The 16,355-nt window shown below is 55.4% G+C and carries 15 protein-coding genes, 1 tRNA gene and 2 pseudogenes; 14 read left to right on the top strand and 4 right to left on the bottom strand.

The genetic code is table 11. From position 1 onward, the window contains the following. Nucleotides 1-148 precede the first annotated feature (148 nt). The 5 genes from rpsU (at nucleotide 149) to H4V96_RS17810 (ending at nucleotide 5,977) form a co-directional block, all read left to right on the top strand. Nucleotides 149-361 carry a 30S ribosomal protein S21 gene (gene rpsU / locus H4V96_RS17830; RefSeq protein WP_008451879.1) on the top strand — a complete coding sequence of 71 codons (213 nt, stop codon included), beginning with the start codon at nucleotides 149-151 and terminating at the stop codon, nucleotides 359-361. 341 nt (nucleotides 362-702) lie between these two features. Beyond that, a complete protein-coding gene (locus H4V96_RS17825) occupies nucleotides 703-1,155 on the top strand; it encodes a GatB/YqeY domain-containing protein (protein ID WP_010401159.1) in 453 nt (150 codons plus the stop codon). A 130-nt stretch (nucleotides 1,156-1,285) separates the two neighbouring features. Then, nucleotides 1,286-3,082 carry a DNA primase gene (dnaG, locus tag H4V96_RS17820; protein WP_196855061.1) on the top strand — a complete coding sequence of 599 codons (1,797 nt, stop codon included), beginning with the start codon at nucleotides 1,286-1,288 and terminating at the stop codon, nucleotides 3,080-3,082. Between the two features lie 464 nt (nucleotides 3,083-3,546). After that, a complete protein-coding gene (gene rpoD / locus H4V96_RS17815; protein ID WP_010401156.1) occupies nucleotides 3,547-5,787 on the top strand; it encodes an RNA polymerase sigma factor RpoD in 2,241 nt (746 codons plus the stop codon). Between the two features lie 111 nt (nucleotides 5,788-5,898). Next, nucleotides 5,899-5,977: transfer RNA gene (locus tag H4V96_RS17810), tRNA-Ile, on the top strand. A gap of 113 nt (nucleotides 5,978-6,090) precedes the next feature. On the opposite strand, the gene H4V96_RS17805 is transcribed toward H4V96_RS17810, so the two are convergent. Further along, on the bottom strand, nucleotides 6,091-6,606 hold the full coding sequence (locus H4V96_RS17805; RefSeq protein ID WP_280721195.1) for a tyrosine-type recombinase/integrase: 516 nt from the start codon (nucleotides 6,604-6,606) through the stop codon (nucleotides 6,091-6,093). A 182-nt stretch (nucleotides 6,607-6,788) separates the two neighbouring features. Between H4V96_RS17805 and H4V96_RS17800 the strand changes: the two genes are divergently transcribed. The 5 genes from H4V96_RS17800 to H4V96_RS17780 all read left to right on the top strand — a co-directional run bounded on the left by H4V96_RS17800 (nucleotide 6,789) and on the right by H4V96_RS17780 (nucleotide 11,044). Then, nucleotides 6,789-8,296 (top strand): IS3 family transposase gene (locus tag H4V96_RS17800; protein WP_280721166.1). Its coding sequence is split into 2 segments (ribosomal slippage): nucleotides 6,789-7,206 and nucleotides 7,206-8,296, totalling 1,509 coding nucleotides; the frame shifts between segments, so codons are not numbered across the junction. 241 nt (nucleotides 8,297-8,537) lie between these two features. After that, nucleotides 8,538-9,173 (top strand): hypothetical protein, encoded by a 636-nt coding sequence (locus H4V96_RS17795; RefSeq protein ID WP_196857159.1) that lies wholly within the window; start codon nucleotides 8,538-8,540, stop codon nucleotides 9,171-9,173. After that, a complete protein-coding gene (locus H4V96_RS17790; protein ID WP_196857158.1) occupies nucleotides 9,133-10,296 on the top strand; it encodes an XRE family transcriptional regulator in 1,164 nt (387 codons plus the stop codon). Before H4V96_RS17795 ends, H4V96_RS17790 begins: the two co-directional genes overlap by 41 nt. A 155-nt stretch (nucleotides 10,297-10,451) precedes the next feature. Beyond that, a complete protein-coding gene (locus H4V96_RS17785; RefSeq protein WP_280721093.1) occupies nucleotides 10,452-10,703 on the top strand; it encodes a PbsX family transcriptional regulator in 252 nt (83 codons plus the stop codon). After that, nucleotides 10,697-11,044 (top strand): type II toxin-antitoxin system ChpB family toxin, encoded by a 348-nt coding sequence (locus tag H4V96_RS17780; RefSeq protein ID WP_196857157.1) that lies wholly within the window; start codon nucleotides 10,697-10,699, stop codon nucleotides 11,042-11,044. Before H4V96_RS17785 ends, H4V96_RS17780 begins: the two co-directional genes overlap by 7 nt. A 427-nt stretch (nucleotides 11,045-11,471) precedes the next feature. Here the strand turns inward: H4V96_RS17780 and H4V96_RS17775 are convergent. Then, nucleotides 11,472-11,840, bottom strand: a pseudogene (locus tag H4V96_RS17775) (integrase core domain-containing protein); the annotation flags it as partial. Between the two features lie 111 nt (nucleotides 11,841-11,951). On the opposite strand from H4V96_RS17775, the gene H4V96_RS17770 reads away from it, so the two are divergent. Both H4V96_RS17770 and H4V96_RS17765 read left to right on the top strand, forming a co-directional pair. Continuing rightward, the gene (locus tag H4V96_RS17770) at nucleotides 11,952-12,443 is read left to right on the top strand and encodes a type VI secretion system tube protein Hcp (RefSeq protein WP_196857156.1); all 492 of its coding nucleotides are present in this window, start codon (nucleotides 11,952-11,954) and stop codon (nucleotides 12,441-12,443) included. Further along, nucleotides 12,443-12,817 (top strand): penicillin-insensitive murein endopeptidase, encoded by a 375-nt coding sequence (locus tag H4V96_RS17765; protein ID WP_196857155.1) that lies wholly within the window; start codon nucleotides 12,443-12,445, stop codon nucleotides 12,815-12,817. The genes H4V96_RS17770 and H4V96_RS17765 overlap by 1 nt, the downstream gene beginning before the upstream one ends. Here H4V96_RS17765 and H4V96_RS17760 read toward each other — a convergent pair. Then, a complete protein-coding gene (locus tag H4V96_RS17760) occupies nucleotides 12,780-13,775 on the bottom strand; it encodes an IS481 family transposase (RefSeq protein WP_280721092.1) in 996 nt (331 codons plus the stop codon). The two genes, H4V96_RS17765 and H4V96_RS17760, sit on opposite strands and share 38 nt — an antisense overlap. Nucleotides 13,776-14,015: 240 nt before the next feature. On the opposite strand from H4V96_RS17760, the gene H4V96_RS17755 reads away from it, so the two are divergent. Next, a complete protein-coding gene (locus tag H4V96_RS17755) occupies nucleotides 14,016-14,414 on the top strand; it encodes a hypothetical protein (protein ID WP_280721091.1) in 399 nt (132 codons plus the stop codon). A gap of 55 nt (nucleotides 14,415-14,469) precedes the next feature. Here H4V96_RS17755 and H4V96_RS17750 read toward each other — a convergent pair. Next, a pseudogene (locus H4V96_RS17750) lies at nucleotides 14,470-14,706 on the bottom strand (hypothetical protein); the annotation flags it as partial. 119 nt (nucleotides 14,707-14,825) lie between these two features. On the opposite strand from H4V96_RS17750, the gene H4V96_RS17745 reads away from it, so the two are divergent. Continuing rightward, nucleotides 14,826-16,333 (top strand): IS3 family transposase gene (locus tag H4V96_RS17745; protein WP_280721166.1). Its coding sequence is split into 2 segments (ribosomal slippage): nucleotides 14,826-15,243 and nucleotides 15,243-16,333, totalling 1,509 coding nucleotides; the frame shifts between segments, so codons are not numbered across the junction. The last annotated feature ends 22 nt before the right edge of the window (nucleotides 16,334-16,355 follow it).

The raw sequence follows: 16,355 nt of genomic DNA, 5'->3' as shown, positions 1-16,355 counted from the left end.
GCCGTCTCCCATGCGTGGTTTACGCCACATTCCGGCAGCGATCGCACGCTGCATGCCGCATGCAAGTGGGGGCGGGGCTTCCCTTTTCGAATAAAAGCTGCTACTATCTATCTCTTCCTATACACCACCTCAACGGTTTGAATTTTACATGACCACTATTCGCCTTAAAGAAAACGAGCCGTTCGAAGTCGCAATGCGTCGCTTCAAACGCACCATCGAAAAAACGGGTCTGCTGACCGAATTGCGCGCACGCGAATTCTACGAAAAGCCAACGGCTGAGCGCAAGCGCAAGCTGGCAGCTGCCGTAAAGCGTCATTACAAACGCATCCGCAGCCAACAACTGCCGAAAAAATTATTCTAAGACTGTTCAGTCAGAACCAACCCGGGTAGTTCGGCGCATTGTACGCCACGGGTTTTGTTTTGATTCGCCTGAAGTGATACTTCAGATGAGTCGCATGCCCGCTCCGGTTCGCCGCAGCGGGTTTTCGCTTTTGTGGCTGCCTGCTGAGAGCGCTTAACAGAAGCGTAGCGAAGCGCGGTGAATTGCGCTGAGAAGCGCAGCTGCGCGAATGCACGGGGCCGCCGAGGCGGTCGCAAATCGCGACCCGTAGTAGCCAGTAGCCAGTAGCCAGTAACTTTTATTAGGTGCTCTTAGTGCGCGCACACCAGCATCGAATTCCACTTACCAACACGAGGATTGCCATGAGCTTGAAAGAACAAATTACCGAAGACATGAAAAACGCCATGCGCGCCAAGGAAGCGGGCAAGCTGGGCACGATTCGCCTGTTGCTGGCGGAAATCAAGCGCAAGGAAGTCGACGAACGCATCGAATTGACGGATGCCCACGTGACGGCCATCGTGGAAAAGATGATCAAGCAGCGCAAGGATTCGATCACCCAGTTCGAAGCCGGTGGTCGCGCCGACCTGGCCGACATTGAAAAAGCCGAGCTGGTGCATCTGGCGGGCTACATGCCTGCCGGCCTGTCGGACGAAGAAGTGGCGGCTGAAGTGGCTGCCGCCGTGGCCGCCTCGGGCGCCGTTGGTCCGCAAGACATGGGTAAAGTGATGGCCATCGTCAAGCCGAAGCTGGCTGGCCGCGCCGACATGACCGTGGTGTCCGCGCTGGTCAAGCAAGCCTTGACGCCGGCAGCGTAAGCATACAATAGTAGTACGCGGCTGCCGGCCCATGCCGGCAGCCGCTCAAATCGCCCACACGTTGACCTGGCTCAACTTCAGGCCGCGTGCGGTAGTATAGTCTGACCTATAACAAGACCCGCCCTAGCCAGTGATACCTCAATCCTTCATTTCCGATTTGCTCAACCGCGTCGATATCGTCGATGTCGTGGGCCGCTATGTGCAACTGAAAAAAGGTGGCGCCAATTTCATGGGCTTGTGCCCGTTCCACAGTGAAAAATCGCCCAGCTTTACCGTCAGCCCCACCAAGCAGTTCTATCACTGCTTCGGCTGTGGCGCGCATGGCACCTCGATCGGCTTCTTGATCGAGTACTCGGGCATGGGCTTTGTCGATGCCGTCAAGGACCTGGCGCAGAACGTGGGCATGGTCGTACCGGAGGCGGACGACAAGATCCCGCCCGCCCAGCGCGCGCAAATCCAGGCGCAAAGCATGGCCCTGTCCGACGCCATGACGCAGGCTTGCGATTATTACCGGGGGCAATTGCGCCACGCCCCGGAAGCCATCGCCTACCTGAAGAACCGGGGCTTGACGGGCGAAGTGGCCGCTCGCTTCGGCATGGGTTTTGCACCCGGTGGCTGGGACAACCTACGTTCCGTCTTCCCCGATTACGACGTCGTGGCCCTGGTCGAGGCCGGCCTGGTGATCGACAAGGTCGACGAGGATGGCAACAACCGCAAGCGCTATGACCGTTTCCGCGAACGCATCATGTTTCCGATTCGCAATACCAAGGGCCAGGTCATCGCCTTTGGCGGCCGCGTGCTCGACCATGGCGAACCGAAATACCTCAATTCGCCTGAAACCCCCTTGTTTTCCAAGGGCTTCGAACTATATGGGCTGTTCGAGGCGCGCCAGGCGATCCGCGACGCCGGCTATGTGCTGGTGACCGAGGGTTATATGGACGTGGTGGCGCTGGCGCAGATGGGATTCCCGCAAGCGGTGGCCACGCTGGGCACCGCGTGCACGCCCACGCACGTACAAAAACTGCTGCGCCAGACCGATAGCGTGATTTTCAGCTTCGACGGCGACAAGGCTGGCCGCCGCGCCGCGCGCCGTGCGCTCGAAGCGAGCCTGGCCCACGTGTCGGATAATAAAACCATCAAATTCCTGTTCTTGCCATCGGAACACGATCCGGACAGCTATATCCGCGAATTCGGTGCCGAAGGTTTTGAGCAGCAAGTGCATGAAGCCATGCCGCTGTCGCAGTTTTTGCTGAAAGAAGTGACGGGCGAGCATGATTTGTCCGAGCCGGAAGGGCGCGCCCGCGTGCAGTTCGACGCCAAGCCCCTGCTACAACTGATGGCGCCGTCATCCCTGCGCCTGCAGATCGTGCGGGGCCTGGCGCAGTTGACGCAGTCCACGCCGGCCGAGATCGAAGCCCTGTTCGAGCTGGCCAAGCCCGTCGCCGTGGCGCGCCGCGCGCCGCCCAAATCGGGTCGCCCTGTTCCTGTCGGGCTGGAATTGAAGATCATGCGCATGCTGGTGGCGCATCCACCGCTGACCATGCGCATAGACGAAGCCGCGCTGACGGCCTTCCAGCACCTGGGGCCGGACGCAGCCCACAGCCTGGGGCAGCTGGTAGCCGTGGGCCAGGCGCTGGGCGAGCACGGCAGTTTTGCCGCCTTGGCGCAGCAGTTGAAGGAGCTGGGCAGCGAATACGACGAGATCATCGGCGAGATCGCGGCCGGCACGGAATCCGATTACGACAGCGAGTTGTCGTGGCTGGTAAGCACCATCCGCGAGATCAAATTGAATGCCTTGAAGGCGGAATTGCAGCAATTGTTTGCGTCGGGTTTGCCATCGGAGAAAATTGGTGTACGCTACCGCGAAATCACGCAAGAGCAAGGCGAGCTGGAGCGTGAGCGCGATGCTGAGTTGGTGAATCGCTAATCTTGCTCTAGGGGTATGGCGCGCACTGGAAAAACATTTTTCGCGTGCTATAATTAAATGCTAAGTATTGTGTGCTTTGGCAAGCTAGTTCTATTTCGTAAATAGTGTTTGTTTTCAGTAAGTTAGGCTCTTGATCGGCGCGGTGGATCGTGTCGGCAGCCAGAGCCAAATGGCGTTTTCGGCGTTGCGGGCAAGGCTCGCAGACGCTGGCAAGCCGCGCCAGGCTCTCGCTCCCAACGCGGTCGATGCAGCAATTTTTGCCGAGGCGGCTGGCAACAGCTGGTGGACAGGAATTGCTGCGCTTCCCGCGGATCGTGGCCGATGAGGTGTAAGTAACGTAACAGTGTCGAACTTGCGTTGTCGGCAGGTTCGAAGATGGTGGTTCCCGCCGGCAGAGGGGGAACTGGCAGCAAACTTTATCCTAATCCACCGTAAAGCAAGTCGTTGTGTAATCGAAAGCGCCTGTGCCAATCAAGAAACCCGAATCCAAAGCGGCTGCAAAGCCCAGTAAAGTTACCACGAAAGCCGAAAAGGCGCTCGACCGGCCCGAAACGCGCGTGACCAGCGCGCCCGTGGTCAGCCAGACCACCGACGCCGCCACCCTGGCGGCCATCGATACGTCCGGTTATGTCTTGCCGTCGGTGAAAGTACCAGGCCGCCGCGGCCGCAAGCCAAAAGAATTCCAGCCAGAAAATGATGAAGTCGCCGCCCTGAACGCCGTCGAGCGGGCCGAGCTGAAGGCCGTCGACAAGGCCAAGGCCAAGGACCGCAAGGCAAAAGAGCGCGCGCTGCTGAAGGACGCCTTCTCGTCCGACACGGAAGCGAGCGAGGAAGAGCTCGAACGCCGGCGTCAGAAACTCAAGACTTTGATCAAGTTCGGCAAGGAACGCGGTTTCCTCACGTACGCGGAAATCAACGATCACTTGCCCGAAAACATCGTCGATCCGGAAGCCATCGAAGGCATCATCGGTACCTTCAATGACATGGGCATTGCCGTCTACGAACACGCGCCCGATGCGGAAACGCTGTTGCTGTCCGATAACGTTGCCGTTGTCACCAGCGATGACGAAGCGGAAGCGGCGGCCGAGGCCGCACTGTCGACCGTCGACTCCGACTTTGGCCGCACCACCGACCCCGTGCGCATGTATATGCGTGAGATGGGCTCGGTCGAGCTGCTGACGCGCGAAGGCGAGATCGAGATTGCCAAGCGCATCGAAGATGGCTTGAAAGACATGATCCAGGCCATTTCCGCCTGCCCAGTGACGATCGCCGAAATCATCGCCGCCGCCGACCGCATCGCCAACGAAGAAATCAAGATCGACGAAATCGTTGACGGCTTAGTCGATGAAAACGAACCGGTCGCCGCCGCTCCTGTCGTGGCCGCTGCCGTCGAAGATGACGAGGAAGAAGGCGAAGCGGAAGAAGAGGAAGTTGGCGAAGAGGAAGAAGCCAGCGTTTCCGGCGCGGCCGGCTTCTCGGCCGAACAGCTGGAAACCTTGAAACGCACGGCGCTGGAAAAATTTGCCGTCATTTCGCAGCAGTTCGACAAGATGCGCCGCGCCTTTGAAAAAGAAGGCTACAACTCCAAGCCCTACGCCAAGGCGCAGCAAGCCATTTCGCAAGAGTTGCTCGGCATCCGCTTCACGGCCAAAGTAGTAGAAAAGTTGTGCGACACCTTGCGCGGCCAGGTCGACGAGGTGCGCCATATCGAGAAGCAGATTCTCGACGTGGCCGTGAACCGCTGCGGCATGCCGCGCGCACACTTCATCAAGGTCTTCCCGGGCAATGAAACCAACCTCGACTGGGTCGATGGCGAAGTCAACGCAGGACACGCCTATAGCGCCATCCTGGGCCGCAACATTCCTACCGTCAAGGAACTGCAGCAGCGCCTGATCGACCTGCAGGCGCGCGTCGTCTTGCCGCTGCCGGACTTGCGCAACATCAACCGCCAGATGGCGGCCGGTGAAATGAAGGCGCGCAAGGCCAAGCGCGAAATGACGGAGGCCAACTTGCGCCTGGTTATTTCGATCGCCAAGAAATACACGAACCGGGGCCTGCAATTCCTCGACCTGATCCAGGAAGGCAATATCGGCCTGATGAAGGCCGTCGACAAGTTTGAGTATCGCCGCGGCTACAAGTTCTCGACTTATGCAACCTGGTGGATACGCCAGGCCATCACGCGCTCGATCGCCGACCAGGCCCGCACGATCCGTATTCCCGTGCACATGATCGAGACGATCAACAAGATGAACCGGATTTCGCGCCAAATCTTGCAGGAAACAGGCGCAGAACCCGATCCGGCCACCCTGGCGGTCAAGATGGAGATGCCCGAGGAAAAGATCCGCAAGATCATGAAAATCGCCAAGGAGCCGATCTCGATGGAAACGCCGATCGGCGACGACGACGATTCCCACCTGGGCGACTTCATCGAGGACAACAACACCTTGGCGCCGGCCGACGCCGCCCTGCACGCATCCATGCGCGGCGTGGTCAAGGACGTGCTCGATTCCCTCACGCCACGCGAAGCGAAAGTGCTGCGCATGCGTTTCGGCATCGAGATGTCCACCGACCACACCCTGGAAGAAGTGGGCAAGCAATTTGACGTGACGCGCGAGCGCATCCGCCAGATCGAAGCCAAGGCGCTGCGCAAGTTGCGCCACCCATCGCGCTCCGATAAGCTGAAAAGCTTCTTGGAAGGCAACTAGTCGCCAATAGGGCTTGACGTACGCCCCTGATACCCCTATCCTCGCGTGTCCGTTTCCAAAACGGCCGCGCGAGGCGGGCATCAATAACGCCGTCACGCCGCAGTCCCCCTAGGGCCTCTAGCTCATGCTTGGTTAGAGCAGCGGACTCATAATCCGTTGGTGCCGTGTTCGACTCACGGGAGGCCCACCAATAAAATCAAGGACTTAGGTGAAAACCTAAGTCCTTTTGTATTTCTACTGTCAACAAAGTGTCAACCGAGTTTTATCGTTTAGCTAGTTCTCTTGGTATTTCAGATTTGAGACTCAAGCTGCTTTAAGGTTGGCCAATGGGTTGAGGTGTTTTGCCTCTTGTAGATGTTCTGGGGCCAGGTGTGCGTAGCGCATTGTCATTGTGAGACTTGCATGTCCAAGAATACGCTGCAAGACCAATATGTTGCCGCCATTCATCATGAAATGACTGGCAAACGAATGCCTAAGGCAGTGTGTCAGTTGGCCGTCTGGAAGTTCGATTCCAGTTCTTCCAATTCCCTCCCGAAATGCAGAATATGCATAGCTAAATATTCGTGCGCCATTCCCGTGTACTTTGTAGTGTGCTTCGAGGTCGCTTTGCAATTCATCTGAGATTGGAACTGACCTTACCTTGCCGGACTTCGTCTTAGCGAATTGAATTTGTCCGTCTCTTACTTGGGTGGCGCGTAGCTCTTCCGCTTCGCTCCAGCGCGCGCCCGTACTCAAGCACACTCGGGTCACCAAGCGAACATGTGGGTTTTGTGCCGTTTTTAGTTCTAACAACAGCTCTTCTATCTGTTCGTAGGTCAGATATGAAAGTTCAGTTTGCTGAACCTTGAACTGCCGTAATTTTCCCAGTGGATTTTCCGCATTCCCCCCTATGTCAGGATAGATGTCGCGTCACTTGAATCACTTTAATCCATCCGGGGGCGGAGCAAAGACGTATAGTGAATCAGTATCCAGCAGAGCGCAAGGAAGCCATCCTTCGGCAAATGATGCCGCCGGAGAACAGGCCGGTATCGGCCTTGGCGAAGGAGAATGGTATCTCGGAACAGACACTTTATACTTGGCGACGAAATCTACAATCTCAGGGAGTGGCGGTGCCGGGAAATGGAAAGAATGCCGTGGTGTGGTCGTCGGCGGATAAATTTGGGGTGGTGCTGGAGACAGCACGCATGAACGAGGCCGAACTGGCTCAATACTGCAGGAGCAAAGGCTTGTTCGTCGAGCAGGTTGCCGATTGGCGCGAGGCCTGCCAGCAGGCCAATGAAGCGCCGGCCGAGCGTCACCGCGAACTGCGCGCGCAAGGCAAAAGCGACCGCAAGGAAATCAAGCAATTGAAGAAGGATTTGCAGCGTAAAGAGAAGGCACTGGCGGAGGCGGCGGCGCTGATCATTCTCAGAAAAAAAGCCCAGGCGATCTGGGGGGAGCCAGAGGACGATTGATCTGCGCCCCAGATCGCCAGCAAGTGATTACGCTAGTTGAAGAAGCTGTTGACGGCGGATGTCGCCGTGCGCAGGCGTGTGGTGCGCTGGAGATCAGCCTTCGAACCTACCAGCGCTGGATGCAGGGCAGTGATGGCAGTCAGGCGGACGGGCGCAAAGGCAGTCGGCGCGTGGCACCGGCCAACAAATTGAGCGAAGAGGAACGCCAGCAGATTGTGAAGGTTGCCAACAGCCCTGAATTTGCCAGTAGTCCACCTAGCCAGATCGTGCCGACCTTGGCTGATCGGGGCGAGTATCTAGCATCAGAATCGACCGTCTACCGGATATTGAAAGACGAGAAGCAGCAGCATCACCGCGGCCGAGCCAAGAAGCCCAGCACAAGGGTCGTCACAAGCCACTGCGCAACCGAGCCGAACCGCTTGTGGGCGTGGGACATCACTTGGCTGCCGACCAGCGTGCGAGGCTTGTATCTTTACTGGTACATGGTTCTTGACGTCTACAGCCGCAAGATCGTCGCGCACGAAGTGAACGTCGCCGAGTCTGCGGAAATGGCGTCGCTGCTGATGCGCAAGGCCAGCTTGGCCGAGGGGCTGGCCGGGCGTGAGGTGGTGCTCCACTCGGATAATGGCAGCTCAATGAAAGGCTCCACAATGTTGGCGACGCTGGAAAAGCTTGGGATCATGCCGTCGTTCAGCAGACCCCGTGTGAGCAACGATAACGCCTACGCCGAGTCGCTGTTCCGGACTTGCAAATACCGGCCAAACTATCCGAGCAAACCGTTTGAAAGTATCGAAAAGGCGCGACAATGGACGCTGTCATTTGTGCAGTGGTACAACCATCAGCACAAGCACAGCGGCCTGAAATTCGTGACGCCTGCGCAGCGCCATGATGGTCGGGACGGAGCGATCCTAAAATACCGCAAGCAAGTCTACGAGGCCGCCAAACAACGCCATCCTGAGCGCTGGGCCGGGACTACGCGGGATTGGGAATTGAACGATGAAGTCTGGCTGAATCCAGAACGGAAACCACCAGAGGAATTAAGAAAAGCTGCATGACTTGACGCGACATCTTTGTTGACAACTACCGCTAGCGGCGCAAGATATCTGAGTGTTTATTCGTTGCATTCTGAGTGTTTAGCCCCTTCGTTGACATGGCTAGTTTGAGAGAGGCATCTGCCGAGCTTTTTTTAACTTGCATGTACTGCTCTTTGCCGTGAGGTCCATTTTTTTCAACACTTCTTGTTTTTTAACCTCATTTGAGGTTAAAATTCAGGAAGTAAATACTTTGGGGAACCCTATGAGCGCGCATCAACAGCAGCAAAATAGTACTGAAGTTTCACGTCTTGAAGAACTCTTTGGCTTGACGGTAGGTCTGTTTCAGGATGTTGTTATGGAAGGGGTGCACGCTCGTACTGCCGGCACCTCACATCATCCAAAAACTTATCCTGGATATGCCCAGTGGGGTGAGACTGTACGTGCGTTGCGAGACAAGTGCGTGCCGTTAGGATGGTTTCCTACGGATGAGAATAATTTTCCCTTGTGTGTTCATGATGAACGGAAAATTTCGATAGCTGTGCAGACTGGCGATCGGGAAACTGGTACGAGCGCTACTCCTTCTAATCGTGCTCCTAAGGGGGCAAGTACAGAGGATGCAATTGCTGTGAATCAACGCCAGCTATCCCTGTTTGATGGAATTCCCATGTTACCTGGCCGAGATGATGAATCCCTTCGCAGTATGTGGATTCTGCTCTACCACGTCGCTCAGAATGAGGTTCGTTTTGAACTTTCTCTGCCGATGCAGATGGTAGGCGGAAAAATTCGCTCTTGGAAGGAACGTATTATTTTTCCAGCGATTCCGCTGGATGGTATTGAGATTAACTTTGGAGATGACGATGGCCCCCAATTTGACGTATCTGTCGAGAGGAAAGGGTGATCAGGGCTCTGTAACTTTCAACCCTGCACGGTTGACCTTTGCCCGTACTAGACGTGGCTTAAAGAAAACTGATCTTGCAAAGCAAGCAGGGATAACGCCGCGATCAATTACGGCATATGAAACAGGAGAGTTCCCCCCGGATGCTGAACGTTTGAGGTCTCTTGCTCAGTTGCTCAAATTTCCAGAAACTTTTTTCTATCAAGATGAAGCAGTTGAAGAGCTTGAGGCGGATGCTGTAAGTTTTAGAGCAATGACGAAGATGAGTGCGACACTGAGGAATGTCGCTCTCGGGGCAGGGGCGATTGCTGTTCAATTGAATGAGTGGATCGAGAAGCGTTTTAACTTGCCGTCACCTGATTTACCCGAATTAGGACGCCACAGCAGCCCTGAGGCTGCAGCAGAGGCGTTACGTAGTCATTGGTCATTGGGTGAGCAATCGGTCAAAAATCTAGTTCATCTTTTGGAGGCAAAAGGTATTCGTGTATTTTCTTTGGCGATTGATGCGAAAGAAGTTGATGCATTTTCAATGTGGTGGAATGGAACACCTTTCGTGTTTCTTAATACGTTGAAAACAGCGGAGCATAGCAGGTTTGATGCTGCGCATGAGCTGGGGCATTTGGTAATGCATCGACATGGCCAGCCACATGGACTTGAGGCAGAGAAGGAGGCAAATGCTTTTGCTTCGGCGTTTTTGATGCCTGCCAAAAGCGTACTTGCAACTGGTTTGCGATTTCCTACGTTGGAAACTTTAATACGTGTTAAAAAGCATTGGGCTGTGTCTGTAGCTGCATTGAATTATCGTTTGCGTTCAGTTGGCCTCACTACCGAATGGATCAATAGGAATCTATGCATTCAGATCGCCCAGGCTGGTTATCGTACAAGCGAGCCACAGTCTGTACCGAGGGAGACGTCGCAGCTTTTGGAGAAAGTGTTTGATGTACTTCGTGACGAGGGGGTGGGGCGTGCCGATATTGCGCGAGATATTCATGTTACGACCTATGAGATAGATGAACTTACCTATGGATTATTGAAAGTGGGAGCTGTGCCGGATAAAAAAGATATTGTGCTGCCGACTGCGTCTGCGCCAGCGAAGGTTCGGCCGCAGTTAACTATAATTAAATAGGTTTTCACTGCTTCTAAGTGGTGTCCTGATGTGGGAGCGCATGTGATGCTTTGTAGAATTTTATAGTTGTCGTTATGTATATACAATGTTTATCCTCAAGGCCTTGACATATTAGGAAAAAAGGATCTACAATGTATCAACATTAGGGGGCTTATATGGAATTATCAGTACAGAAGTGGGGCAACAGCGCAGCGGTTCGTCTGCCAACCGAGTTGCTGGGCATGCTCAAAGTCTCGTTAGGCGATAAGCTTAGTGTCAATGTTAAGCCAGAGGGCGTCTTATTGAAGGCGGCTCGGCCCGCGTATGCGCTGGCCGATCTGGTGGGGCAGTGTGATCTTTCGGCCCCAGAGCCTGCCGACATGGCAGCTTGGGCCGGTGTTAAGCCTGTTGGGCGTGAAGTGTGGTGAGCCGTTCCAAGTTTGGGCGTGGTGATATCGTGATGGTCAATCTCGATCCTACTGAGGGCCACGAACAGAAGGGAATGCGGCCCGTACTCGTGCTCTCTACGAGTGGATTCAACGCGCTTGGTGTCATTCTTGTCGCACCAATCACACAAGGCGGCGATTTTGCTCGCCATGCTGGGTTCGCGGCGTCACTGTCTGGTGCTGGGACGAAAACGCAAGGCGTTGCGTTGGTTAATCAGATTCGCATGCTGGACCTTGACGCCCGCAAAGCAAAGCGCGTTGAGACAGCACCAGAGTTTGTTGTAGATGACGCACTCGCACGTCTACGAGCAATCACTGATTGAAAGAAAAGCTGTGGACCGAAATCGTATCGAGAATGCGGCAAATATGGTAACTTGCAAAACTGATGTAAAAGGTTGAACCCATAAGAAAGCGCGCCAGCGGGCCGGTCTTTCGCTTTAGCGGCCTGATCCCCGTTCAGGGGATCACTTGACGTTTCATGTCGCCCCTCCAGGGCGACAGCTGTTGCCTGTGGAATCGTCAACTAAGTGTCAACGGCATAGCTTTTTAAAGCGGTATCAATGCGGCGGTTGGTTTTGTAAGCTGTTGATTTGATGGGTATTGCGGTGTTATAGCTGGCTTATTTTAGGGACTCATAATCCGTTGGTGCCGTGTTCGACTCACGGGAGGCCCACCAGACAACAAAGCCGCAGCATGGAAACATGTTGCGGCTTTTCTTTACGTCCTGTTGTACGGCAAAGTTGTACCCATCTAGATTTCAAGCCACAAGGCAACGAGAGTTGTTGGAAAAATAACGGCCATGTGCCCACTTGCGGAAAATACCCCCAAGTATATTCCCCTGAGACATATACTGAATCTGAGGCAATAGATGTCAAGACCTGCCTGGTTATAGACGCGTTTAACGAATAAATCCGGCTTCTTTTGCTGCCATTTTTTCATCGCCTGAATCGGTGTTTCATTATCCAAGGCGCGTTGGGGGATGTTGTGGTTGTAGATTTTCAGATAGCTTCGTAGCGTCGACTCGAGCTCGGCCCTAGAGCCGAAACGGGTCTGGTTGACGATCTCGCTGATGCGGTCATTGAAGCGCTCGACCATGCTATTGGTTTGCGGATGGCGTGGTGTCTTGAAAATACTCGTTTATTGCACAGTGCTTGACACGTCCCAATTCGACCAGGTGAAGCCTGACCAACAATGTCTTTGGTATTCCCCAAATTACATTCGGGAGGCATTATGGCAATCGATGTGTACCTGCAAATTGATGGTATCAAAGGCGAGTCGGCAGACTCGGCGCATCAGGGTTGGATCGAGATAACGTCGGCCCATTGGGGAGTGGCGCAACCCAAAAGCGCCACGGCATCAACGGGTGGCGGTCACACGGCCGAAAGGTGCCAACACCGAACGCTTTCGATCAGCAAGCTCGCGGATCTGGCCTCGCCGATCTTGATGCAGACTTGCTCGATGGGTCGGACGATCCCGAAAGCCAAGCTTGAGTTCATGCGTGCCGACGGTCAAGGCACGCCGGTGAGGTATTACGAAGTCGAGTTGGAGAATGTGCTGATCGGTAACATGGATCAAGTGGTGACCGAGGGTAGCATTCTGCACGATTCTATCGGCCTGAAATTCTCGAAGGTGAAGTGGCGCTACACTCAGCAGAAAATCGCTGGTGGTGCCGGCGGCAACACGGCCGGCGGCTGGGATCTCTCAACCAACAGGGTGGCGTGATGGAATCAAAAATTCTTCAGCTCCAACCCAAGGATTCACGCAAATACTTCATGCTTCCCCAAGCCCCGCAGGATGCTGGCTACTACGTCTACGGCTTGCTGAATGGTAGGCCAAGTGGCGGAGAGTATCAGTATGCGCATCCTTCGATGATGACCGCGATTCTACGGGTGGAAAGAGAATGGCAGGCCATCGATGATCGCCGGTTTGGCGTCGGAGATATCAGTTTGGCAGGTGGCATAGCGACACCGGACCACCAAACACATAAGAACGGGCTGGAGGTGGACGTGCGCCCTTTACGTAAAGATGGGCGTGAGGCGGGGGTACGCTGGACGGACACTAAGTGTCAAGACCCGCCTGGTTATAAACACGTTTAACGAATAATTGTGGCTTTTTTGCCTGCCATTTCTTCATTGCCTGAATCGGCGTTTCGTTGTTGAGAGCACGCTGTGGGATGTTGTGGTTATAGATTTTCAGGTAATTGCGTAGTGTTGATTCGAGCTCGGCCCTGGATGCGAAACGGGTCTGATTGACGACCTCGCTGATGCGGCCGTTGAAGCGTTCCACCATGCCGTTGGTCTGCGGATGACGTGGCGGGATCAGGCGATGTTCGATCGCCAGTTGTCTGCATAGCACGTCAAACGCGTGCTTGCCGCTGGGAATCCGGTCGCCCGTTTCCGGGTCTTTTTTCTTGCTGCTAAAGCGGTCGGTGAACTGGCTGCCATTGTCGGTGAGCAGCTTGACGATGGCGATCGGACAGGCTTTGTTGAGCTTGATCAGGAAGTCGGTGCTACTACTGTCGGACTGGTCGGCATAGATCTCCATGAAGACCCAACGCGTGGCGCGGTCGATGGCGACGAACAGGTAACGGCGTTCGGTTTCGTCAGGCATCTGCGGCAAGTACTTGATATCCATATGTAAAAAGCCGGGCTCGTAGTCCTTGAACGACTTTTTGGTGACGGGCTTATCGGTTTCCCGGGCGGCCAGTTCAAGCAGGCTGGAGACACCATGGCGACGCAGGCAGCGCCCCAGGGCGGCGCGCGAAAGCGCTGGATTGACGAACTCGCGGGCCACCGCCAGCAGGTCGTCGGTGGGCAGCAGCAGCGTGGTGCGCAGCTCCACGACGATCAATTCCTGCGCAGGCGTGAGCGTGGTGTGCATGATACGTGGCCGGTGCGAAAGATCCTCGGCGCTGTCGCGGTTCTGCCATTTGCGGATCGTCAGACGACTAACGTTGTAGCGCTCAGCCAGTTCCCGTTGAGAGAGCGTCGATTTGCGGAATTCGTCACGGATCAGATGAGTAGTGCGGGCTTGGCTGTGAAGGGCTTGGCTCATGGCGCTGGTAGTTAGGTGACAGGATTCAACAGTGTACTCAAAAGCAACCTGGCCCTGAAAAATGGCAGGCTGCGAGTTGGAATATGATCACCCATATCTAAACAACTAAGCACTATGACAAGGACGCAACTGCCATACTAATTGGGCTATTCCGTATCTTTGCCCCGGTCGTCCTGGTCTATTTCAACGACCCTCTCGTTCCGGGCGTCAGCAAGATGGTCAAACACGACGACCATTTCCATGTACTACTTCGAGGTTGAGATGCGAATATCGACATGGCTGGCCTTCGGCGCAACAGCACTGCTATCGTGGGCGTATGCCGCAGAGCCGTCGGCTGCCTGGAAACCACTTCGTGCGAGCTTCACCATTTTCGCCGGACATCAACTGGCAGAGCGTGAAGCGCCAACGGCGAAAGACCGCAAGCTGGCTATCGCTATTGAAGGCCAGCCTGCGAGAGAGATTTTTGATTCGATTGGCCCTGATCGCCACCCGACATGTAGTCAGGAGAAGGGCGACCGTGATCGCCGCAAGGGCGGCGTGCAGTGCACCTTCAGCCCGAAGGGGGATGGAAACGGCTACCGATGCTGGATTGGGGTCAATCTCCGAACCGGGGGGAGCATCGCGACCGTGAGCTGCTAGGCATTTTGTCGGCGGGGTCGGAATCTTGCAAGCTAGTTGTTGCCTATTAGGCCATTCATGCAGCTTTTCGTAATTGCGTTTTTCCTTCAAGGTTGTCAGTGGTTTTGTCCGGATTTAAATGCACGACGGCGACCGGTTTCCAATTGCGCGTCGGACCGCTCCAGCGCTCAGGGCGATTGCGTTTCGCAACCTCATACACGTCGTTGCGCGCGGCCAGAAGGGCCGTATCAAGGCCGGCGTGGCGCTGCATTGGCGTCACGAAGCCGATGGCGCTGTGGCGGTGTTCTTCGTTACCCCCTATGTCAGGATAGATGTCGCGTCACTTGAATCACTTTAATCCATCCGGGGGCGGAGCAAAGACGTATAGTGAATCAGTATCCAGCAGAGCGCAAGGAAGCCATCCTTCGGCAAATGATGCCGCCGGAGAACAGGCCGGTATCGGCCTTGGCAAAGGAGAATGGTATCTCGGAACAGACACTTTATACTTGGCGACGAAATCTACAATCTCAGGGAGTGGCGGTGCCGGGAAATGGAAAGAATGCCGTGGTGTGGTCGTCGGCGGATAAATTTGGGGTGGTGCTGGAGACAGCACGCATGAACGAGGCCGAACTGGCTCAATACTGCAGGAGCAAAGGCTTGTTCGTCGAGCAGGTTGCCGATTGGCGCGAGGCCTGCCAGCAGGCCAATGAAGCGCCGGCCGAGCGTCACCGCGAACTGCGCGCGCAAGGCAAAAGCGACCGCAAGGAAATCAAGCAATTGAAGAAGGATTTGCAGCGTAAAGAGAAGGCACTGGCGGAGGCGGCGGCGCTGATCATTCTCAGAAAAAAAGCCCAGGCGATCTGGGGGGAGCCAGAGGACGATTGATCTGCGCCCCAGATCGCCAGCAAGTGATTACGCTAGTTGAAGAAGCTGTTGACGGCGGATGTCGCCGTGCGCAGGCGTGTGGTGCGCTGGAGATCAGCCTTCGAACCTACCAGCGCTGGATGCAGGGCAGTGATGGCAGTCAGGCGGACGGGCGCAAAGGCAGTCGGCGCGTGGCACCGGCCAACAAATTGAGCGAAGAGGAACGCCAGCAGATTGTGAAGGTTGCCAACAGCCCTGAATTTGCCAGTAGTCCACCTAGCCAGATCGTGCCGACCTTGGCTGATCGGGGCGAGTATCTAGCATCAGAATCGACCGTCTACCGGATATTGAAAGACGAGAAGCAGCAGCATCACCGCGGCCGAGCCAAGAAGCCCAGCACAAGGGTCGTCACAAGCCACTGCGCAACCGAGCCGAACCGCTTGTGGGCGTGGGACATCACTTGGCTGCCGACCAGCGTGCGAGGCTTGTATCTTTACTGGTACATGGTTCTTGACGTCTACAGCCGCAAGATCGTCGCGCACGAAGTGAACGTCGCCGAGTCTGCGGAAATGGCGTCGCTGCTGATGCGCAAGGCCAGCTTGGCCGAGGGGCTGGCCGGGCGTGAGGTGGTGCTCCACTCGGATAATGGCAGCTCAATGAAAGGCTCCACAATGTTGGCGACGCTGGAAAAGCTTGGGATCATGCCGTCGTTCAGCAGACCCCGTGTGAGCAACGATAACGCCTACGCCGAGTCGCTGTTCCGGACTTGCAAATACCGGCCAAACTATCCGAGCAAACCGTTTGAAAGTATCGAAAAGGCGCGACAATGGACGCTGTCATTTGTGCAGTGGTACAACCATCAGCACAAGCACAGCGGCCTGAAATTCGTGACGCCTGCGCAGCGCCATGATGGTCGGGACGGAGCGATCCTAAAATACCGCAAGCAAGTCTACGAGGCCGCCAAACAACGCCATCCTGAGCGCTGGGCCGGGACTACGCGGGATTGGGAATTGAACGATGAAGTCTGGCTGAATCCAGAACGGAAACCACCAGAGGAATTAAGAAAAGCTGCATGACTTGACGCGACATCTTTGTTGA

The organism is Janthinobacterium sp. CG_23.4, from assembly GCF_029892305.1.
GTDB lineage: Bacteria > Pseudomonadota > Gammaproteobacteria > Burkholderiales > Burkholderiaceae_D > Janthinobacterium > Janthinobacterium lividum_D.
The sequence above is the reverse complement of the archived record's forward strand: the minus strand, read 5'-3'. Positions and strand labels throughout refer to the sequence as shown.